The sequence below is a fragment of the Phreatobacter oligotrophus genome, from assembly GCF_003046185.1.
GTDB classification, from domain to species: domain Bacteria; phylum Pseudomonadota; class Alphaproteobacteria; order Rhizobiales; family Phreatobacteraceae; genus Phreatobacter; species Phreatobacter oligotrophus.
Genome location: NZ_PZZL01000004.1, coordinates 99,636 through 120,731, shown reverse-complemented (window position 1 = coordinate 120,731; position 21,096 = coordinate 99,636). Strand labels below are relative to the sequence as shown.

General features: G+C 68.7%; 19 protein-coding genes. 17 read left to right on the top strand and 2 right to left on the bottom strand.

Features of this window, described 5'->3' with window-relative positions:
- The first annotated feature begins 128 nt into the window (after nucleotides 1-128).
- From uraH to C8P69_RS10315, 10 genes are all read left to right on the top strand, one after another.
- A complete protein-coding gene (gene uraH / locus C8P69_RS10360) occupies nucleotides 129-485 on the top strand; it encodes a hydroxyisourate hydrolase (protein WP_108176805.1) in 357 nt (118 codons plus the stop codon).
- Nucleotides 482-1,954: a xanthine dehydrogenase small subunit gene (xdhA, locus tag C8P69_RS10355; RefSeq protein ID WP_108176803.1), complete on the top strand. Its 1,473-nt coding sequence runs from the start codon at nucleotides 482-484 to the stop codon at nucleotides 1,952-1,954. Before uraH ends, xdhA begins: the two co-directional genes overlap by 4 nt.
- Nucleotides 1,944-4,259, top strand: coding sequence for a xanthine dehydrogenase molybdopterin binding subunit (gene xdhB / locus C8P69_RS10350; protein WP_108176801.1), 2,316 nt, complete (start codon nucleotides 1,944-1,946; stop codon nucleotides 4,257-4,259). The genes xdhA and xdhB overlap by 11 nt, the downstream gene beginning before the upstream one ends.
- Nucleotides 4,259-5,215, top strand: coding sequence for a xanthine dehydrogenase accessory protein XdhC (gene xdhC, locus C8P69_RS10345; protein ID WP_108176799.1), 957 nt, complete (start codon nucleotides 4,259-4,261; stop codon nucleotides 5,213-5,215). The genes xdhB and xdhC overlap by 1 nt, the downstream gene beginning before the upstream one ends.
- Before the next feature lie 19 nt (nucleotides 5,216-5,234).
- On the top strand, nucleotides 5,235-6,425 hold the full coding sequence (locus tag C8P69_RS10340) for a urate hydroxylase PuuD (protein ID WP_108176797.1): 1,191 nt from the start codon (nucleotides 5,235-5,237) through the stop codon (nucleotides 6,423-6,425).
- Entirely contained in the window at nucleotides 6,422-7,696 is a 1,275-nt protein-coding gene (locus C8P69_RS10335; RefSeq protein ID WP_108176795.1) for an allantoate amidohydrolase, read from the top strand. The genes C8P69_RS10340 and C8P69_RS10335 overlap by 4 nt, the downstream gene beginning before the upstream one ends.
- Before the next feature lie 94 nt (nucleotides 7,697-7,790).
- A complete protein-coding gene (locus C8P69_RS10330; protein WP_108176793.1) occupies nucleotides 7,791-8,438 on the top strand; it encodes a class I SAM-dependent methyltransferase in 648 nt (215 codons plus the stop codon).
- A 48-nt stretch (nucleotides 8,439-8,486) separates the two neighbouring features.
- On the top strand, nucleotides 8,487-9,446 hold the full coding sequence (gene lipA, locus C8P69_RS10325; RefSeq protein ID WP_108176791.1) for a lipoyl synthase: 960 nt from the start codon (nucleotides 8,487-8,489) through the stop codon (nucleotides 9,444-9,446).
- A gap of 13 nt (nucleotides 9,447-9,459) precedes the next feature.
- Complete coding sequence (locus C8P69_RS10320; RefSeq protein WP_108176789.1) at nucleotides 9,460-9,984, top strand: P-loop NTPase family protein; 525 nt, start codon at nucleotides 9,460-9,462, stop codon at nucleotides 9,982-9,984.
- Nucleotides 9,985-9,987: 3 nt separating this feature from the next.
- The gene (locus C8P69_RS10315) at nucleotides 9,988-10,461 is read left to right on the top strand and encodes a type II toxin-antitoxin system RatA family toxin (RefSeq protein ID WP_108176787.1); all 474 of its coding nucleotides are present in this window, start codon (nucleotides 9,988-9,990) and stop codon (nucleotides 10,459-10,461) included.
- Here C8P69_RS10315 and C8P69_RS10310 read toward each other — a convergent pair.
- Together C8P69_RS10310 and C8P69_RS10305 are read right to left on the bottom strand one after the other, a co-directional pair.
- A complete protein-coding gene (locus tag C8P69_RS10310) occupies nucleotides 10,428-10,949 on the bottom strand; it encodes a CinA family protein (RefSeq protein ID WP_108176785.1) in 522 nt (173 codons plus the stop codon). The genes C8P69_RS10315 and C8P69_RS10310 overlap by 34 nt on opposite strands.
- Entirely contained in the window at nucleotides 10,946-12,145 is a 1,200-nt protein-coding gene (locus C8P69_RS10305) for a bifunctional 2-C-methyl-D-erythritol 4-phosphate cytidylyltransferase/2-C-methyl-D-erythritol 2,4-cyclodiphosphate synthase (RefSeq protein ID WP_108176783.1), read from the bottom strand. The genes C8P69_RS10310 and C8P69_RS10305 overlap by 4 nt, the downstream gene beginning before the upstream one ends.
- A 192-nt stretch (nucleotides 12,146-12,337) precedes the next feature.
- Between C8P69_RS10305 and dusB the strand changes: the two genes are divergently transcribed.
- The 7 genes from dusB to hfq all read left to right on the top strand — a co-directional run bounded on the left by dusB (nucleotide 12,338) and on the right by hfq (nucleotide 21,077).
- Nucleotides 12,338-13,339 carry a tRNA dihydrouridine synthase DusB gene (dusB, locus tag C8P69_RS10300; protein ID WP_245901976.1) on the top strand — a complete coding sequence of 334 codons (1,002 nt, stop codon included), beginning with the start codon at nucleotides 12,338-12,340 and terminating at the stop codon, nucleotides 13,337-13,339.
- On the top strand, nucleotides 13,336-14,460 hold the full coding sequence (locus C8P69_RS10295) for a two-component system sensor histidine kinase NtrB (RefSeq protein WP_108177486.1): 1,125 nt from the start codon (nucleotides 13,336-13,338) through the stop codon (nucleotides 14,458-14,460). The genes dusB and C8P69_RS10295 overlap by 4 nt, the downstream gene beginning before the upstream one ends.
- Before the next feature lie 10 nt (nucleotides 14,461-14,470).
- Complete coding sequence (gene ntrC, locus C8P69_RS10290; RefSeq protein ID WP_108176779.1) at nucleotides 14,471-15,910, top strand: nitrogen regulation protein NR(I); 1,440 nt, start codon at nucleotides 14,471-14,473, stop codon at nucleotides 15,908-15,910.
- Between the two features lie 146 nt (nucleotides 15,911-16,056).
- Entirely contained in the window at nucleotides 16,057-18,291 is a 2,235-nt protein-coding gene (locus tag C8P69_RS10285; protein ID WP_108176777.1) for a sensor histidine kinase, read from the top strand.
- A 17-nt stretch (nucleotides 18,292-18,308) separates the two neighbouring features.
- Nucleotides 18,309-19,676 (top strand): nitrogen assimilation response regulator NtrX, encoded by a 1,368-nt coding sequence (gene ntrX / locus C8P69_RS10280; protein WP_108176775.1) that lies wholly within the window; start codon nucleotides 18,309-18,311, stop codon nucleotides 19,674-19,676.
- Between the two features lie 139 nt (nucleotides 19,677-19,815).
- Nucleotides 19,816-20,673, top strand: coding sequence for a D-amino-acid transaminase (locus tag C8P69_RS10275; protein ID WP_108176773.1), 858 nt, complete (start codon nucleotides 19,816-19,818; stop codon nucleotides 20,671-20,673).
- Nucleotides 20,674-20,828: 155 nt separating this feature from the next.
- Nucleotides 20,829-21,077, top strand: a complete 249-nt coding sequence (gene hfq / locus C8P69_RS10270) for an RNA chaperone Hfq (RefSeq protein WP_108176771.1) — start codon at nucleotides 20,829-20,831, stop codon at nucleotides 21,075-21,077.
- The last annotated feature ends 19 nt before the right edge of the window (nucleotides 21,078-21,096 follow it).

The following is a 21,096-nucleotide window of genomic DNA, read 5'->3' as shown; positions in this document are numbered from 1 at the left end:
CGATGCTAGGCGGCGCGCCTGCGACACAGCGTCCGGAAAAATACGATGCGGCGCTGCGCATCAGCCATTCTTTTGCGGTGCAAAGCGGCGCTCTTCATGCTGAAAATAAAGGGACGAGAGGAGTTTCCATGCCCGGACACCTGTCCACCCATGTGCTCGACACCGCTGCCGGCCGCCCCGCCGCGGGCATTCGCTACCGGCTCTACCAGATCGATGGCGAGGCACGGCGCCTGGTCGCTGAAGGCGAGACCAATGCCGACGGGCGCGCCCCGGCGCCGCTGCTGACCCCGGCGACGATCCGTCCCGGCCCCTACAGCCTCGAATATGACGTGGCGGCCTATCACCGTACCAAGGGCTTCACCCTGACCGATCCGCCTTTCCTCGATGTGGTGACGCTGCGCTTCAACGTCTCGGCGCTGGACCAGCACTACCATATCCCGCTGCTGCTCTCGCCCTACGGCTACACGACCTATCGCGGCTCATGACGACGCGTCCGCTCCGCTTCCTGCATCGCGGACAGGTGGTTGAGATCGCCACCGTCCCGCCCATGACGACGGTCCTCGACTGGCTGAGGCTGCAGAAGCGTCTCACCGGCACCAAGGAAGGCTGCGGCGAGGGCGATTGCGGCGCCTGCACCGTGGCGCTCGGCCGGGTGAAGGGCGGGCGGCTGATCTACGAGCCCGCCAATGCCTGCATCCTGCTGCTCGGCCAGCTCGATGGCGCCGAACTGGTGACGGTGGAGGATCTTGCAGTCGGCGGCCGCCTCCATCCGGTCCAGCAGGCGCTGGTGGACCACCACGGCTCGCAATGCGGCTTCTGCACGCCCGGCTTCGTGATGAGCCTCTTCACGCTCCATCAGGAGGGTGGTGGCGCGGATCGCGAGGCCGTGCTCTCGCGCATCTCCGGCAATCTCTGCCGCTGCACTGGCTATCGGCCGATCGTCGATGCGGCCGAGGCGGCCCTGGCCGTGCCCAATGACAGGTTCAGGGCGCGCGCCGCCGAAACCGTGGCGCAGCTGGCGCGGCTGCGCGACGACAAGGACCTGTTCGTGGCCGATGGCGAGGGGTTCTTTGCCGCGCCCGCCAGCCTCGATGCGCTCTGCGCCCTGGCCGAGGCCCATCCCGATGCGACACTGCTCGGCGGTGCCACCGATGTGGGCCTTTGGATTACCAAGCAGCTCCGGACCCTGCCGAAAATCCTCCATACCGGCCGCGTGACGGAGCTGAGGCGGCTCGCTGATGACGGCGACAGCCTGTCCATCGGCGCCGCCGTGACCTATGCGGAGGCGAGGCAGGCCCTGTCCGCCTTCGATCCCGACGTCGCCCTGCTGCTGGAGCGTCTCGGCTCGGCGCAGGTGCGCGCCGCCGGCACGATCGGCGGCAACGTGGCCAACGGCTCGCCGATCGGCGATACCCCGCCGCTCCTCATCGCGCTCGGCGCGACGGTCGAGCTGCAGAAGGCCGGCGTTGTCCGGCAGTTGCCGATTGAAAGGTTCTTCTTGGCCTACGGCCGGCAGGATCGTCAGCCCAGCGAGGTGCTGACGCGGATCATCGTGCCGAAGCGGGCGGCGGGCCTGCATCTGCGGGTCTTCAAGATCGCCAAGCGCTTCGACCAGGACATTTCCTCGGTGATGGTGGCGCTGGCGGTGACGCTGGAGGGCGGTCGTATCGCATCGGCCCGCATCGCCTTCGGCGGCATGGCGGGGATCCCGAAGCGCGCCACGGCCGTCGAGGCGGCGCTGGTTGGTGCCGCCCCCGCCGACGAAGCCGCCGTGGCAACCGCCGTTGCGCGTCTGGCGGAGGATTTCACACCCCTCGACGACCACCGCGCCTCGGCGGCCTATCGCCTGACGGTCGCCGGCAATCTCATCCGCAAGGCCCTTGCCGAGATCGCCGCGGGTGAGCGGTCGTCCACGCGGATCGCGCCGCTGAGGGGAGGCGCCCATGCGGCCTGACCCCGAAACGGAGATGCTGCGCCATGTCCGCAAGCCGATCCGCCATGATGCGGCGGACCGGCACGTTCAGGGCAATGCGCCCTATATCGACGACATCCTCGAGCCCGAGGGCACGCTCCATGTCGTCCCTGGCGGCGCGCCCGTTGCCCATGGCCGGATCACGCGGCTCGACCTGTCGGCTGTCCGCGCCGCACCGGGCGTCGTCGCGGTCCTGACGGTGAGCGACATTCCGGCGAAGAACGACGTCAGCCCGGTCGCCGGTGACGATCCGCTTTTCGTGGAGACCTCCATCGAATTTCACGGCCAGCCGGTCTTTGCGGTCGTCGCCGAGACGCGCGATGCGGCCCGGCGTGCCGTGCGGCGCGCAGTCATCGAGACGGCCGAGGACAAGCCGCTGGTCGATGTCGCCGATGCCCTGAAGGCCGATGCCGACATCATGCCGCCCTATGCCTTCCGCCGGGGCGAGCCCGAGGCAGTGATCGCCGCCGCGCCTGCGACGGTTGCCGGCACCCTGCGCATCGGTGGCCAGGAGCATTTCTACCTCGAGGGCCAGGTGGCGCTCGCCGTTCCCGGCGAGGACGGGACGCTCACGATCCATTCCTCCACCCAGCACCCCAGCGAGGTGCAGCACGTCGTCGCCCGCGTCCTCGGCCTTGCCGACGCGGCGGTGGAGGTGGTGGTGCGCCGCATGGGCGGCGGCTTCGGCGGCAAGGAGAGCCAGGCCAGCGGTTGGGCTGCCATGGCGGCGCTGGCGGCGAAGGTCACCGGCCGGCCGGCGAAGGTGCGCCTCGACCGCGACGATGATTTTGCCATGACCGGCAAGCGCCACGACTTCCTCGTGACTTATCGCGCCGCCCATGACGCCGATGGCCGGATCGAGGCGGTGGATGTCGCCTTCGCGGGGCGCTGCGGCTACAGCCACGACCTGTCGTCGTCGATCAACGACCGGACGATGTTCCACGCCGACAATGCCTATTTCTATCCGCAGGTGCACATCGCCTCGCGGCGGCTGAAGACCCACACGGTCTCCAACACCGCGTTCCGCGGCTTCGGCGGGCCGCAGGGCATGGTCTTTGCCGAGCGGCTGATGGACGACATCGCCTGGGCGACAGGCCGCGATCCACTCGATATCCGCTACGCCAATCTCTACGGCACGAGCGAGAGGAACATCACTCCCTACGGCATGACGGTGGAGGACAATGTCGCGGAGGCGCTGATGCGCCAGCTTGAGGCCTCGTCCGACTACCGCGCCCGCCGGCAGGAGATCACCGCCTTCAATGCCGGTTCGCGGTTCCTCAAGAAAGGTCTCAGCCTCACGCCGGTGAAGTTTGGCATCTCCTTCACCACCACCTTCCTCAACCAGGCCGGCGCGCTGGTCCATGTCTATCAGGACGGGTCCGTCCACCTGAACCATGGCGGCACCGAGATGGGGCAGGGGCTCTTCGTCAAGGTGGCGCAGATCGTCGCCGACGAGTTCGGCATCGGCCTCGACCGCGTCCGCATCACCGCCACCCATACCGGCAAGGTGCCGAACACCTCGCCGACAGCCGCCTCGTCGGGCACCGACATGAACGGCATGGCGGCCAAGAAAGCGGCCGCCGAGATCCGCGAGCGGCTGGCGGAGTTCATCGCCCGTGACTGGCAGGTGCCGGTGGCGAGCATCGTCTTCCGCGACGACCGGGTCTCGTCGGGCGAGATGAGCCTGTCCTTCCCAGAGGTGGTGAAGAAGGCCTATCTCGCCCGCACCCATCTCTCGGCCGCGGGCTTCTACGCGACGCCGAAGATCACCTGGGACAGGCCGAAGGCGACCGGCCGGCCATTCTTCTACTTCGCCTATGGCGCCTCCTGCTCGGAGGTGACGATCGACACGCTGACCGGCGAGTTCACCCTCGACCGGGTCGACATCCTCCATGACGCCGGCCGGTCGCTGAACCCGGCCATCGACATCGGCCAGATCGAGGGCGGCTTCGTCCAGGGACTGGGCTGGCTGACGATGGAGGAGTTGGTCTTCGACGCGAAGGGGCGCCTGCGCACTCATGCACCCTCGACCTACAAGATCCCGACCGCGCGCGACGTTCCCGCCGACTTCCGCGTCGCCTTCTTCGACAATCCCAACCGCGAGGACACGGTCCACCGCTCCAAGGCGATCGGTGAGCCGCCCCTGATGCTGGCCAATTCGGTCTGGTGCGCCATTGCCGACGCGGTCCATGCGCTGGCGCCGGGCAAGGCCGTCGCGCTGGATGCGCCGGCGACACCAGAAGCGATCCTCAGGGCCTGCATGGCGCAGACAGGGAGCGCCGGCTGATGGAGGTCTGGCCGCGCATCGCCGGCATGGTGGCGGAGGAGGGCGCCTGCGTCCTCGTCACCGTGCTGTCGACGCGCGGGTCGGTGCCGCGGGAAGCGGGTGCGCGGATGATCGTCCGGCCCGATGGCCGGTTTCACGGGACGATCGGCGGCGGTACGCTGGAATGGCAGGCGCTGGCCGAAGCGCAGCGCATGCTGGCCCGCCGCGACCGGATGGCTGCGACCCGCGACCAGGCGCTGGGGCCCAATCTCGGCCAGTGCTGCGGCGGGCATGTCACCCTCGGCTTCGAACTCTTCACCGCAGCCCATGCCGGCGACGTGGCCACTCTTGCCGCGGCCGAGCGGCAGGGGCCGTTCCGCACGCTCACCACGCCCGGAGCGGACGGGTTCGGCCGCGTCATTCTCGACGCTGGGGCCGAGATACCGCGCGGCGGGATCGTCGAGACCTTCGGGCAGGCCCTGCCGCAGATCGGCCTGTTCGGCGCCGGCCATGTCGGCCGCGCCCTCGTCCTGGCGCTGGCGCCGCTGCCCTTCCGGGTCGTCTGGCATGACGAGCGCCCCGGCGCCTTCCCGTCCGCCATTCCCGGTGCGGTGACCTGCCTCTCCGGGGGCGCCGAGGAGGCTCTCGCCTCGCTGGCCGACGGGGCGCAGATCCTCGTCATGACCCATAGCCATGCGCTGGACCTCGCGCTCGTCGCGGCGGCGCTCAGATCAGGGCGCTTTCCGCATGTCGGGGTGATCGGTTCGGCGACCAAGCGGGCGCGCTTCATGAGCCGCCTGTCCGACATGGGTCTATCGTCCGAGAGGCGGCAGTCGCTGCGCTGCCCGATCGGCATCCCGGGCCTTGCCGGCAAGGAGCCGGCGGTGATCGCGGCCTCCGTCGTCGCGGAATGCTTGATCTTGGCCGAAGGCCGCTCCATCAACAGCAAGGCCGCCGCCCGGCGGACCAGCGCCTGAAGCCACCCGCCGGAAGCCCATGGATCTCGCCCTCGCCACCGACTGGTTCAACCTGCTGTCGCGCTGGTTCCACATCACCGCCGGCATCACCTGGATCGGCACCAGCTTCTATTTCATGTCGCTGGATTTCAGCCTGAAGGCGAAGCAACCGGGGACGGCGGGCGCCGACGGTGTCGCCTGGGAGGTGCACGGGGGCGGCTTCTACCACGTGCAGAAGTACCTGGTGGCGCCCGACAACCTGCCGGCGGACCTGCTCTGGCACCGCTGGGCCGCCTATCTGACCTGGGTCTCCGGCTTCGTGCTGCTCGTCGCCCAGTACTATCTCAACGCCCGCGGTTTCCTCATCGATCCGGCGGTGGCCGACATCTCGCCGGCCCAGGCCATCGGGCTCTCGCTCGCTTCCATCGTCATCGGCTGGCTCGTCTACGACACGCTCTGCAAGTCGCCGCTGGCCAACCATCCGCCGGTGCTGGCGCTGATCGTCTTCCTCATGGTGGTCGGGGCGGCCTGGGCCTTCAGCCAAGTCTTTTCGGGCCGCGGCGCCTTCATCCATGTCGGCGTCTTCGTCGGCACGATCATGGCGGCGAACGTCTTCCTGGTGATCATCCCCAACCAGCGGATCGTGGTCGCCGACCTCATCGCCGGCCGCAAGCCCGATCCGAAATACGGGAAGATCGGCAAGACCCGCTCGACCCACAACAATTACCTGACGCTGCCCGTCCTGTTGATGATGGTCTCGAACCATTATCCGATGCTCTACGCCCATCCCCATTCCTGGCTGGTCGTCGCCTTCATCCTCGTCACCGGCGCTCTGGTGCAGCACACGCTGAACCGCCACGAGGCGCATGACCCCTGGCAGAGCTATGGCTGGGCCGTGCCGGTGGCGGCGGTGTCGCTGCTGCTGGCGATCTTCGTGACGTCGCAGCGGCCCCAGCTCAATCTCGCGGGCGCCGGGCAGGTCACGGAGGCGCAGGCGCTGCAGATCGTCTCGACCCACTGCGTCGCCTGCCACGCCCGCCGTCCGACCCATGAGAGCTTCAAGGAGCCGCCGAAGAACGTGGTGCTGGAGACGGCCGCCGACCTGAAACGCTTTGCCGCCGGGGTGGCACAGCAGTCCGTCCAGTCCAAGGCCATGCCGCTCGGCAACGCTACCAACATGACCGATCAGGATCGCGCCGCGCTCGGCGCCTATCTCGCGAATATCCGATGACATCCCTCGATATCGACCGCCTCGGCCGCCGCGCCGAGGCCATGCTCGACGAACTGGCCGCCATTTCGGAAGAGCCGGATCGCCTCACGCGGCGCTTCCTCACGCCGGAACACAAGCGGGCCGCCCATCTTGTCGCGCAATGGATGGCGGAAGCCGGGATGACGACGGCCGAGGACGCGCTCGGCACGGTGCGCGGGCACTACGCCATGGCCGGCGAGGAGGCCGGCGCCAATTCCGTGCCGCGCCTGCTGATCGGCTCGCATATCGACACGGTCATCAATGCCGGCAAGTACGACGGCATGCTCGGCGTCGTCTGCGGCATCCTCGCCGTCGAGCATTTCCGCGATCTCGGCCGGAGGATGCCCTTCGCCATCGACGTGCTGGCCTTCGGCGACGAGGAGGGCGTGCGCTTTCCCACCGTTCTGTCGTCGTCCGCGGCGGTTGCCGGCGCTTTCGAGCCGTCCTGGCTCGACGGCCGGGATCGCGACGGCGTCAGCCTGCGCGATGCCATGCAGGCCTATGGCCTCGACCCGGCCGGGATTCCGGCTGCCGCGATGAGCCGCGACGAGGCGCTCGCCTATGTGGAGGTGCATATCGAGCAGGGGCCGGTCCTCGAACATGCCGATGTGCCCCTCGGCGTCGTCACGTCGATTGCCGGGCAGTTCCGCACCCGCGTCACCATCACCGGCATGGCGGGCCATGCCGGCACGGTGCCGATGGGGCTCCGGCAGGACGCCCTCCTGGCTGCCTCGGAGATGATGCTGGCGGCCGAGGCCATCGCGAAGGCCCACCCAGAGGCCTCCATGGTCGCGACCGTCGGCCAGATCGGCGTGAAGCCCGGCGCGATCAACGTCATCCCCGACCGTGTCGAGTTCGTGCTCGACCTGCGGGCTGCTGCCGATGCGCCACGCCACAAGGCGCTCGACCAGTTCCTGCGCAAGGCCGAGGCGCTCGCCGCCGCGCGGGGCTGCGCCGTGGCCTTCGAGACCTATCACGACTGCCCGACGGCAGCCTGTGCCCCCTGGCTGCAGGACCAGCTGGCGGCGGGCGCTGGGAGCCTGGGTTTGAACCCGCCACGTCTTGTCTCCGGCGCCGGCCATGACGGGCAGGCCATGGCGCGGCTCACCGACTTCGCCATGCTCTTCGTCCGCTGCAAGGGCGGGATCAGCCACAATCCGCTCGAATCGGCGACTGCACCGGACATGGGCGCGGCCGTCGCTACCCTCATCCGCTTCATTGAGGATTTCCGGCCGCCGGCCCGAGCCGCATGACCTAGCGTCATCTTGACGCATTTCCGTCCGGACCCCGCGTCTCCATACCCCACCGTCATACCGCTCTGAAGGGGGGCGGAGGGGCGGGGGACACATGGCGGATCTGTCTGCCTGGGGCGTGGCGCGCGCGCGCGCCGGCTATGCGATCGGGACGATCCTGGGCCGGCCCAAAGCCTGCGTGTTGGACCGGGTCTTCGCGGCCTGCCCTGATTTCTACCGGATGCGGGACTATGGCGACGAGCGAATGGATGCCGTCGCCGACGTGATCCGCGACGAGGTCGGTTCCTGCGCCAGCCTTGGGGATGTGAGTGTCTACGAAGGCTACACGCTGGGGCGCGTGGCGGCCCGGCTGGGCGTGAGCGACCTGTCGGGCTGCGACCTCTCCCAGGTGGCGCTCGACCGGGCCCGCGCCGAGCTCGCGGGCACGTTCGTGCCCTACGACCTCAACCGCCTCTACCAGGACCCGACCTCGACGCTGCCGCTCCCGCAGGTGGATGTGCTCCTCGTCTGCGAGTGCCTCTACTATGTGGGTCCGTTCGGCGACCTTGCCTGGCGGCGCCCGTGGATCTGCCGCGATCGCAAGCTCGCCTTCCTCGCGGCGCTGCGGCGCCATGCCCGTAAGGCCGTGGTCTTCCAACATTTCGGCGCCCGCCAGAAGGAGGCCATCGGTCGGCTGGTGGTGGAGGCCGGAGGCCGCAAGGTCGAGGATCGCTGGGGCATCTGGCTGCTTCCAGCCGCCTGAGGCCCCCATCCTCTTGCTAACCGGGCCATCGCTTGCCTAATGAGGGGCATGGCGACACTCATCGACACGCTGAAGCGCGACAACCGCCCGCGGCACCCGGAAAAGGCGCATCGGCCTGACCAGCCGATCCAGCGCAAGCCGGAGTGGATTCGCGTGAAGGCGCCGGGTTCGCCCAAATGGAGCGAAACTCACCGCATCGTGAAGGAGAACGGCCTCGTTACCGTCTGCGAGGAGGCGGGCTGCCCGAATATCGGCGAGTGCTGGGAGAAGAAGCACGCGACCTTCATGATCATGGGCGACACCTGCACGCGCGCCTGCTCCTTCTGCAACGTCAAGACGGGCATGCCGGGCGCCCTCGATCCCAACGAGCCCGAGCACACCGCCATCGCCGTGGAGAAGCTTGGCCTCGAGCACGTGGTCATCACCTCGGTCGACCGTGACGACCTCGCCGATGGCGGCGCCCAGCATTTCGCCGACGTCATCAACGCCATCCGCCGCCGCTCGCCGAAGACGACGATCGAGGTGCTGACCCCCGACTTCTTGCGCAAGGACGGCGCGCTGGAGATCGTCGTCGCGGCGCGTCCCGACGTGTTCAACCACAATCTCGAGACCGTGCCGTCGAAGTACCTGAAGGTGCGGCCCGGCGCGCGCTACTTCCACTCCATCCGCCTGCTGCAGCGGGTGAAGGAGCTCGATCCCACCATCTTCACCAAGTCCGGCATCATGGTCGGCCTCGGCGAGGAGCGGAACGAGGTGCTGCAACTGATGGACGATCTGCGCTCCGCCGACGTCGACTTCATGACGATCGGCCAGTACCTGCAGCCGACCCGCAAGCACCACGAGGTCGTGCGCTTCGTCACGCCCGACGAGTTCAAGGGCTACGAGACGATCGCCATGGCCAAGGGCTTCCTCCTGGTCTCGTCAAGCCCGCTGACCCGCTCCTCGCACCATGCCGGCGACGACTTCGCCAAGCTGAAGTCGGCGCGTCTTGCCCGCCTCGGTCACTGATCGATCCGGACTCATGCGCCGGGTGCTGGTGATGGGCTGTTCCGGCGCGGGCAAGTCGACCTTCGCCATGGCACTGGCCGCAAGGCTCGGTGTGCCCTACCTGTCGCTCGACGGCCTGTTCTGGCAGCCCGGCTGGGTGGAGCCCGACAAGGCCGAGTTTGCCGCCCGGGTGGTTGAGGCGGCAGAGGGCGAGGCCTGGGTGATCGACGGCAACTACATCAGCCACGGCTGCGACATCCGCCGCGCCCGTGCCGACACGGTGTGCTGGTTCGACCTGCCCATGGTCACGTGCCTCGCCGGCGTGATCGGCCGGACGCTGCGCTCACGCGGCCAGGTGCGGCCGGAGATGGCGCCGGGTTGTCCGGAGCGCTTCGACCTCGCCTTCTACCGCTATGTCTGGACCTATCGCGCGGCGCAGCGGCCGCGGCTCCTCACCTGGTTCGCCGGACTTGGCGAGGGGCAGCGGCTGGTCACCTTCACCGCGCGCGCCGAGGCTGACGCCTTCCTCGCCGCCCTGCCGGCTGCGGGCAGGGGCTGAGCCATGCCTGTTTTCAAGACGGAGCGGCGGGTCGGCCACCGGCCCGAGGCCATGTTCGACCTCGTCGCGGATGTGGAGAAATATCCGCAGTTCGTACCGCTCTGCGAGGCGCTGAAGGTGCGTCGGCGGGTCAATGCCGGGGATGACGGCGTATCGATCCTCGTCGCCGACATGACGGTCACCTATGCGCTGCTCCGCGAGACCTTCACCAGCCGGGTCACGCTCGACCGGCCGCGGTTGCATATCATCGCCGAATACATCGACGGGCCGTTCTCGCGCCTCGAGAACCACTGGCGTTTCACGCCCGACGGGGAGGGGACGCGCGTTGCCTTCTCCATCGACTACGAGTTCCGCTCGCGCGCGCTCGCCCTCGTCATGGGCGCGGTGTTCGACGCCGCCTTCCGCCGCTTCGCCGAAGCCTTCGAGCAGCGCGCCGACCAGATCTACGGCCGGCCGGGCGCGGCTCCGGCGGCCTGAGTTCCAGCGAGCTCCAGCAGCAATCCGAGGGCGACGATGACGCTGGCGCGCCGCACCTCGGCGCGGCCGATGGCGCCGAAGCGATGCTCCCGGAGGATCAGGCGGTCGCCGCGGCAGGCGCCGAACTGGACGAGGCCCACCGGCTTGCCGGGCGTCGCACCGCCTGGACCGGCAATGCCGGTGATTGAGACGGCGATCTGCGCCCGCGAGCGGGCCAGCGCGCCGCGGGCCATGGCCTCGGCCGTTTCGGGCGACACGGCGCCATGGGCGGCGAGGATGCCGGCGGGCACGCCCAGCATCTCCTGCTTGGCCTCGTTGGTGTAGGTGACGAAGCCGCGGTCGACGACATCGGACGAACCAGCAATGGCGGTCAGGGCCGCGGCGACGAGCCCGCCGGTGCAGCTTTCGGCGGTCGCCACCATCACTCCCTGCGCGCGGCAGGCCGCCAGAACCTCGGTGGCGAGGGCGTCGATCTCGGCGTCGCTCATGCGCCGTCTCCGGGCAGGCGGATCGTGGCGAGGGCGAGGGCGGCAAGGCCCTCGCGCCGGCCGGTGAAACCCATCTTCTCGCTGGTGGTCGCCTTGATGGCGATGCGGTCAGGGCCGACGCCGAGAATTTCGGCCATGCGGGCGCGGATCGCCTCCCGGTGCGGCCCGATCTTCGGCGCTTCGCAGACGACCGTCACGTCGAGCATGGCGAGGCGGCCGCCACGGGCGGCCAGAAGGCCGGCTGCGTGGGCGAGGAATCGGTCGGACGAGGCGCCCTTCCACTGCGGGTCGCTCGGCGGGAAATGGGTGCCGATATCGCCGTCGGCGAGGGCGCCGAGGATCGCGTCCGTCGCAGCATGGAGCACCACGTCCCCATCGGAATGGGCGAGGACGCCGCGGTCATGGGCGATGCGGATGCCGCCGAGCCAGACATGGTCGCCGTCGCCAAAGGCATGGACGTCGTAGCCCTGGCCGATGCGGATGTCGTTCAGCATGGCTCCTCCCGCGAGGCGGCGCTCGGCCTCGGCGAAATCCTGGGGGTGGGTGATCTTGATGTTGTCGGCCTCGCCGGGGAAGACGACGACGGCATGGCCCGCCCATTCCACCACCGAGGCGTCGTCGGTGAGACCGGCGATCCCTTGCGCGGCCGCGGCGCGATGGGCGGCCAGCAGGGCCGGATAGGAAAAGGCCTGGGGCGTCTGGACGGCGCGCAGGCTGGCCCGGTCCGGGGTCGCCACCACCCGGCCGACCTGGTCGACGGTCTTGATCGTGTCGACCACCGGCAGCCCGGGGACGGCGCCCGCTGCTCCGTCGGTGATCTGGGCGACCGCGGCCGCCACCAGATCGACGCTGGCGAAGGGACGGGCGGCGTCGTGGACCAGCACGATGTCGGGCGGGTCGGCGGCCAGCGATTCGAGCCCGGCGAGGACCGAGGCCTGGCGTGTCGCGCCTCCCGCGACCGGCGGAAGCACCTTGGGTGCCTGGGGCAGGGCGACCTCGAGATGATCGCGATCGGCGGGGTCGATGACGACGATCACGCGGCCGACAAGGGACGAGGCGATGAGCGGATCAGCAGCCCTTGCCAGGACGGGCCGGCCGGCCAATGCACGGTATTGCTTGGGAAGGCCGTCACCGGCCCGCGTGCCGCGTCCGGCAGCGACGATCAGCGCGGCAACGGACGGTGAGGGACGGCTCATCGGGGCAGGCTCTCGGCACGCAGAGATGTAGGTTGCCCATCCCTAGCGCGTTCACCACGCTGTGTCTTCGGGCGGCTCACCCCTTGTGCAGCGCAGAAAATGATGTCTAAAGTGTAGGCAGCATCCAATCACGCTTATGAAATAGGCAACTGAATGATCCAGCCATCGACGCGAGCACCCCTCAGGGGTGGCTTGTCGATCGGTTCCGTCCCCGTGGCGTCCCCCGTAGCCCTCGCTCCCCTGTCCGGTGTCACGGACGCGCCCTTCCGGCGGATGGTGGCGCGTTTCGGCGTGGGCTGGACAGTAACGGAGATGGTGCCGGGAGACGGCCTGGCGGCCGGGGACGAGGAAGCCCGGCTGCGCGCGGAAGGGGCGGGGCTCTCCCCTCATGTCGTGCAGATCGCGGGATGCGAGCCTCACTGGATGGCGGAGGGCGCGCGGGTCGCCGCAGCGGCGGGCGCCGACATCATCGACATCAACATGGGCTGCCCGGCGAAGCGCGTGACCGGCGGCTATGCGGGCTCGGCGCTGATGCGCGACCTCGACCATGCCGAGCGCCTCATCGCCGCCACGGTCGCGGCCGTCGACCTGCCGGTCACCGTGAAGATGCGGCTCGGCTGGGACGAGACCATGCTCAACGCGCCGGACCTTGCGCGCCGGGCCGAGGCGGCCGGTGTCGTGCTGGTCACCATCCACGGCCGCACGCGCCAGCAATTCTACAAGGGATCGGCCGACTGGAGCGCGATCGCCGCGGTGAAGGCGGCTGTCACCGTGCCGGTGGTCACCAATGGCGACATCACCACGCCTGCGGATGCCGAGGCCTGCCTCGCCCGCTCCGGTGCGGATGCGGTGATGGTCGGACGCGGCGCGCAGGGGCGCCCCTGGGTGCCCTCGCAGATCGCCGCGCATCTGGCCGGCGAGCCGGTGCCGGCTGATCCGGATCTTGCGACCCAGCTCGCCTGCGCAACGGAGCTCTATGAGGAGCAGCTGGCGCACTACGGCCGAGCCATCGGCGTCCGCCATGCGCGCAAGCATCTCGGTTGGGCGCTGGACGCGGCGGCGGCCGCCTGCAACGCCCCCCAGGCGCTCCTCTCGGAGGCCCGCGGCCGGGTCCTCACCACCGACGAGCCGGCCAAGGCCATCGCCGCGCTCGCCGAGAGTTTTGACCGCTTTCAATGGAGGGCCGCCGCATGAGCGTCGCAGCCCAGCGCCTCGGCAGCCACGATTCCATCCTCAACGCCTTGCCGCACCCGGTGGTGAGCGTCTCCGCCACCGGCATGATCGTCGACGGCAATGCCGCGGCGGAGGGGTTCTTCCAGGCCTCCATCGCCGTGCTGAAGCGCCATGCCATCAAGGACGTCGTGCCCTTCGGCTCGCCGCTCCTGGCCCTGATCGAGCAGGTGCGCGAGCGCCACGCGCCGGTGAACGAGTACAAGGTCGATCTCGGCACCCCGCGCAATGGCCATGAGCGGATCGTCGACATCTATGTCGCGCCGCTGGCCGAGCGTCCCGGCGACGTCGTCATTATGCTCCAGGAGCGGACCATCGCCGACAAGATGGACCGCCAGCTGACCCATCGCGGCGCGGCGCGGTCGGTCACGGCGCTTGCCGCCATGCTCGCCCACGAGATCAAGAACCCGCTGTCGGGCATTCGCGGCGCGGCCCAGCTGCTCGAGGGCTCGGTCGACGACCAGGACCGGACGCTGACCCGGCTCATCTGCGACGAGGCCGACCGCATCGTGAAACTGGTCGACCGCATGGAGGTCTTCTCCGACGAGCGGCCGGTGGAGCGCCAGCCCGTCAACATCCACGTGGTCCTCGAGCACGTGAAGAAGCTGTCGCAGTCCGGCTTTGCCCGGCACATCCGCTTCGTCGAGGAATATGACCCGTCGCTGCCGCCGGTCTTCGGCAACCGCGACCAGCTGGTCCAGGTCTTCCTCAACCTCGTGAAGAACGCGGCCGAAGCGATCGGCGAGGGGGCCACCGACGGCGAGATCATGCTGTCGACGGCGTTCCGGCCGGGCGTCCGCCTCACCATGCCGGGCGTGTCCAGCCGCGTGGCCCTGCCGCTCGAGGTCTGCGTCCGCGACAATGGTCCGGGCGTGCCCGACGATCTCATGCCGCATCTGTTCGACCCCTTCGTCACCACGAAGAGCTCGGGGACGGGCCTTGGCCTTGCCCTCGTCGCCAAGATCGTCGGCGACCATGGCGGCATCGTCGAGTGCGACAGCCAGCCCCGCAAGACCGTTTTCCGTATCCTTCTGCCCATGGCCCGCGTGTCGCAAACCGACATGAACGGCCGCAAATCGCTCTGACGAGGCTCCCATGCCGACAGGAACCATCCTGGTCGCCGACGACGACGCTGCCATCCGCACGGTGCTGAACCAGGCGCTGTCGCGGGCAGGCTATGACGTCAGGCTCACCGGCAATGCCACCACGCTCTGGCGCTGGGTGTCGCAAGGCGACGGCGATCTCGTCATCACCGACGTGGTGATGCCCGACGAGAACGCGTTCGACCTGCTGCCGCGCATGAAGAAGTTGCGCCCCGACCTGCCGGTCGTGGTGATGAGCGCGCAGAACACCTTCATGACCGCGATCAAGGCCTCCGAGCGCGGCGCCTATGACTACCTGCCGAAGCCCTTCGACCTGAAGGAGCTGGTGGCGATCGTCGGCCGGGCGCTGGCCGAGCCCAAGGGCAAGCTGGGCAAGGCGTCCCCCGTCGATGCCGACACCATGCCGCTGGTCGGCCGCTCCCCGGCCATGCAGGACATCTACCGGGTCCTCGCCCGCCTCATGCAGACCGACCTCACGGTGATGATCGTCGGCGAGAGCGGCACCGGCAAGGAACTCGTTGCACGCGCGCTGCACGACTATGGCAAGCGCCGGAACGGCCCCTTCGTCGCCATCAACATGGCCGCGATCCCGCGCGACCTCATCGAGAGCGAGCTCTTCGGCCACGAAAAGGGCGCCTTCACCGGCGCGCAGTCTCGCAATCCCGGCCGCTTCGAGCAGGCCGAGGGCGGCACGCTCTTCCTCGACGAGATCGGCGACATGCCGATGGAGGCGCAGACGCGTCTCCTGCGCGTCCTCCAGCAGGGCGAATACACCACTGTCGGTGGCCGCACCCCGATCAAAACCGACGTCCGCATCGTCGCCGCGACCAACAAGGACCTGCGCCAGCTCATCCAGCAGGGCCTCTTCCGCGAGGACCTGTTCTTCCGCCTCAACGTGGTGCCGCTGCGCCTGCCGCCGCTGCGCGAGCGCCTCGACGACGTGCCGGACCTCGTGCGCCACTTCTTCGCCCTCGCCGAGCGCGAGGGCCTGCCGGCCAAGCAGATCGATTCGGCCGCCATGGAGAAGCTCAAGCGCTATCGCTGGCCGGGCAACATCCGCGAGCTCGAGAACCTGATCCGCCGCCTCGCCGCGCTTTATCCGCAGGAGATCATCACGGCGCCGATCGTCGACAACGAGCTGTCGACGCCGGAGCCGGCCGCCCAGCGCGAGGAACCGCGCGAGGACGACACGCTGATGGGCTCGGTGGAGCGCCATATGGGCGCCTATTTCAAGACCTTCGGCGACGACCTTCCGCCGCCCGGCCTCTACCACCGCGTCTTGCGCGAGGTTGAGATCCCGCTGATCTCGGCGGCACTCGCGGCGACCCGCGGTAACCAGATCAAGGCGGCTGACCTGCTCGGCGTGAACCGCAACACCCTGCGCAAGAAGGTCCGTGACCTCGACATCCAGGTGATCCGCACCTCCCGCTGAGACTCTGTCCTCACGACTGCGTGGGGGCAGGGGCCAGCTGCGTGACATTTCGGTCACAGTTGTTGTATCAAGGTCACCGTTGAGTCCCGACGGTGGCGGACCGGCTCGGCCGGAATTCCGCCGCACCGTCAGGAGATGAGCATCGGATGACCGATACGACCGCCGCGACCACCGCCAACGACGCCTCGGCCTTCATGCCGCGGCTGCGGACGCGTCGCGCCGGGCCGATCATGGTCGGCATCGCGCTGTTCTTCGGCCTGATCACCTTCCTGCTCGTCACCGGGCTCCTGCCGGTCCAGGCCACCCACGAGGTGGTCCTGACCGTGCTGGTCGCCGACGGCGTGCTGGTCTGCGCGCTGATCTACCTCATCGTCCGGGAGATCCTGGTCCTGCGGCAGGCCCGGCGGCAGGGGCAGGCGGCCTCGCGCCTGCACGAGCGCGTCGTCCGCCTCTTCGCTATCGTCGCCTCGGTCCCGGTGGCCGTTATCGCTGTTGCCGCCTCGGTGACGCTCGACCGGGGCCTCGAGAGCATCTTCTCGGGCAGCGTGCGCCGGTCCATCGAGGCCTCGGCCAATCTCGCCAATGCCTATCTCGGCGAACAGGTCGTCGTGGTGCGCGCCGAGGCGGCAGCGCTTGTCCAGGACATCGAGCGCATCCGCACGCTCAACCCGGCCGAGGTGAATTTCGGCCGCTTCCTCACGGCCCAGGCCATGGTTCGTGGCCTGACGGTCGTGCGCATCCTCAAGGTCGACGGCAGCGTCGTGGAGCGCGCCGATCTGCCGCTGCAATCGGATTTCAACGTACCGGCGGCGATCCTCGACGAGGTCAGCAAGACCGACGACATCATCGCCAACATCTCCTCGCGCGACGAGCGGGACTATGTCGAGGCCGTGCTCAAGCTGAAGCGCGGCGGCGACGAGTTCCTCTATGTCGTCCGCCAGATCAGCCCGCAGATCGCCCAGCACCTGCGCTCCACCCAGGTCGGCCTGTTCGAGTACCAGGCGCTTCAATCGCGGCGCATCGGCTTGCAGATCGCCTTCGCGCTGATGTTCGCGCTCATCGCCTTCCTGGTGACGCTGTCGGCCGTCTATCTCGGCCTGTCCTTCGCCAACCGGCTCGTCCAGCCGATCCGCCGGCTCATCGGCGCAGCCGACCAGGTGGCGGCGGGCGACCTCACGGTCGAGGTCCATATCCGCAAGTCCGAGGGCGACCTCGCCAATCTCGGCGACACCTTCAACAAGATGACCGCCGAGCTGCGCCAGCAGCGCGAGGACCTCATCACCGCGCGCGACCAGATCGACAGCCGCCGCCGCTTCACCGAAGCCGTTCTCGCCGGCGTCACGGCGGGCGTGGTGGGCCTCGACCCTCAAGGGCGCGTGACGCTCACCAACCGCTTCGCCATGGAGATCCTCGACGTCGGCGAGAGCGACCTTGCCGGCACGGTTCTCGCCGAATCCGTGCCGGAATTCGCCGATCTCATCGGGCGGGCCGAGCGTGGCGCGTCGGTGGTCCAGGGGCAGGTGCTGATCGTTCGCGGCGGGCGCGAACGCACGCTCGTGGTGCGCGTCGCCCCCGAGGCGGACGACGAGGGCGCCCATGGCGCGGTGGTGACGATTGACGACGTCACCGACCTCGTGGTGGCGCAGCGCACCTCGGCCTGGGCGGACATCGCCCGGCGCATCGCCCACGAGATCAAGAATCCGCTCACCCCGATCCAGCTCTCGGCCGAGCGCCTGAAGCGCCGCTATGGCCGGGTCATCACCGACGACCGCGAGGTCTTCGACCAGTGCACGGACACGATCATCCGCCAGGTCGGCGACATCGGCCGCATGGTCGATGAGTTCTCCTCCTTCGCGCGGATGCCGAAACCCGTCTTCGAGACCGAGGACGTGGCTGACACCGTGCGCCAGGCGGTGTTCATGATGCGGATCGGCTATCCCGAGATCGACATCGATGGCGAGATCCCGGAGGGGCCGCAGCCGGCCTCCTTCGACCGGCGCCTCATCAGCCAGGCGCTCACCAACATCATCAAGAACGCCACCGAGGCCATTGCCGCCGTGCCCGAGGCGGAGCGCGGCAAGGGGCGCATTCTCGTCAGGCTCAATGCCAACACGCCCTTCTTCTCGGTGGACGTGATCGACAACGGCATCGGCCTGCCCAAAGAAAACCGCCATCGGCTGCTTGAGCCTTACGTAACGACACGGGAGAAGGGCACCGGCCTCGGCCTCGCCATCGTCGGCAAGATCCTGGAGGAGCATGGCGGAGGCCTCGGCCTGTACGATGCGCCGCCGGATGCCGAGGGCAACCAGCGCGGCGCCCATATCCGGTTGAGCTTCAAGGACCAGCAGCTGGCGGCCCAGGCGATCGCCGCGGCGGAATGAGGGACGGACAAGCGCGCATGGCAGGAGATATTCTGGTCGTCGACGACGAGGCGGACATCCGGGACATCGTCGCGGGCATCCTTGACGACGAGGGCTATCGCACGCGCACGGCGCGCAATGCCGACGAGGCGCTGGCCGCCATCGAGGCGCGCCGGCCGAACCTCGTCTTCCTCGACATCTGGATGCAGGGCAGCCGCCTCGACGGCCTGCAGCTCCTCGACGTCGTCCGCGAGCGCCACCCGGATCTGCCGGTGGTGATGATTTCCGGCCACGGCAACATCGAGACCGCCGTTTCCGCGATCAAGCGCGGCGCCTATGACTATATCGAGAAGCCCTTCAAGGCCGACCGGCTCGTGCTGGTCGCCGAACGGGCCATCGAGACGAGCCGGCTGCGCCGCGAGGTCAAGGCGCTGCGGCAGATCTCCGGCCAGGCGACCGGGCTCGTCGGCCGGTCCTCGGCCATGAACCAGCTGCGCCAGACGATCGAGCGCGTGGCGCCGACCAACAGCCGCATCATGATCTTCGGGCCCTCGGGCGCCGGCAAGGAACTGGCGGCGCGGACCATCCACGGCGCCTCGACCCGCGCCAATGGTCCCTTCGTTGTCATCAATGCCGCGGCGATCACCCCAGACCGCATGGAGATCGAACTCTTCGGGTCGGAAGCCGATGGCGCCCAGGGCCGCAAGGTCGGCGCGCTCGAGGAGGCCCATGGCGGCACGCTCTTCATCGAGGAAGTGGCGGAGATGCCGCGCGAGACGCAGAACCGCATCCTGCGCGTTCTCGTCGAGCAGAGCTTCCAGCGCATCGGCGGCACCGCCAAGGTGCAGGTGGACGTGCGCATCATCTCGGCGACCGCCCGCGACATCCAGGCGGACATCACCCTCGGCCGTTTCCGCGAGGACCTGTTTCACCGCCTCGCCGTGGTCCCGGTCCGTGTGCCGTCGCTCGCGGAGCGGCGCGAGGACATTCCCGAGCTCGTCGAGCATTTCGTCGAACAGCTCGCCACCGTCTCCGGCCTGCCGCGCCGGCGCATCGGTGACGACGCCATGGCGCTTCTCCAGTCGCATGACTGGCCGGGCAACCTTCGCCAGCTCCGCAACAATATCGAGCGGGTGCTGATCCTCGCCGGCGGCGATCCCGAGGCGGTGGTGACCGTCTCCATGCTGCCGCCGGATGTGGGCGCCGCCGCGCCGTCCATGCCGACGGGGCAGGGGGGCGAGCACCTCATGGCGCTCCCCTTGCGCGAGGCCCGCGAGGCCTTCGAGCGCGAATATCTCGCCGCCCAGATCAACCGCTTCGGCGGCAATATCTCGCGGACGGCCGAGTTCATCGGCATGGAGCGCTCGGCCCTCCACCGCAAGCTGAAAGCCCTGTCGGTGGAATGATCCCCGATTTCGGCAGGGCCGCCTTGCAGCGCAATATCCGCTGACGCGTTTCGCCGGGCTGCCGAACCATGGCACAGTGCCAGCGCGTCGCCGCCGGGCGTCGTGCCCCATCCTGATCCCGTCCGAGGAGCCGAGCCGCATGTCCCGCGTCGCCTATGTCAACGGAAGCTACGTCCCCCATGGCGAGGCCGCCGTTCATATCGAGGACCGCGGCTATCAATTCGCCGACGGTGTCTACGAGGTCTGCGAGGTGAGGGGAGGCCGGCTTGTCGACGAGACGCGCCACATGGACCGGCTGGAGCGCTCGCTGGGCGAGTTGCGCATCGCCATGCCGATGGACCGCAAGCCTCTCGGCATGGTCCTGCGCGAGACGGTGCGCCGCAACCGCGTCCGCAACGGTCTCGTCTATCTCCAGGTCACCCGCGGCGTCGCCCGCCGCGACCATGCCTTCCCGAAGCCGGGCACGCCGCCGGCGCTCGTCGTCACCGCCAAGTCGATCGACTTCGCCAAGAACGATGCGAATGCCGCCAAGGGCGTGAAGGTCATCTCCATGCCCGACAATCGCTGGGAGCGGGTGGACATCAAGTCCGTCGGCCTGCTGCCGAACTGCATCGCCAAGCAGGCGGCGCGCGAGAAGGGCGCCTACGAGGCCTGGCTGGTGGATGACGACGGTTTCGTCACCGAGGGCTCCTCGACCAATGCCTGGATCATCACCAAGGACGGCGCGCTGGTCACCCGCTTCGCCGACAACGGCATCCTGAAGGGCATCACCCGCACCACCATCTTCGACCTCTGCAAGCGTGAGGGTCTGCGGATCGAGGAGCGCAAGTTCACGATCGAGGAGGCGCAGAACGCCCGCGAGGCCTTCCTGTCCTCGGCGACGACGATCGTCATGCCCATCGTCGAGATCGACGGACGTCCGGTCGGCAATGGCGCCCCCGGCTCGATCGCAACGGACCTGCGCGCCAAGTTCCACGAGGTGGCCGAGATCGCCTGAGCCGCTCAGCGACACGGTGCCGTGACCACAAGGCGCTTGTGCGCTGCGGCATGATCGGCCTTTAATGTCAAAACCCAAGAACAAGCCGCCGGCCCAGCCGGCCGATACAACTTCGCGGCGCCTTTCAGTCCGCGGCAACAAAACGGAAAAAGACAATGGCGGAACGCGCGCAAAACCTCCAGGACACCTTCCTCAATCACGTCCGCAAGCAGAAGATTCCGCTCACGATTTTCCTCGTGAACGGCGTCAAGCTGCAGGGCGTCGTCACCTGGTTCGACAATTTCTGCGTCCTGCTGCGCCGGGACGGGCACTCGCAATTGGTCTATAAGCACGCCATATCGACCATCATGCCCGGCGCGCCTGTCCAGCTCTTCGAACCCCAGGACGGTGACGACAAGGGCTGATCTCCTTCCCGGAGCCCTT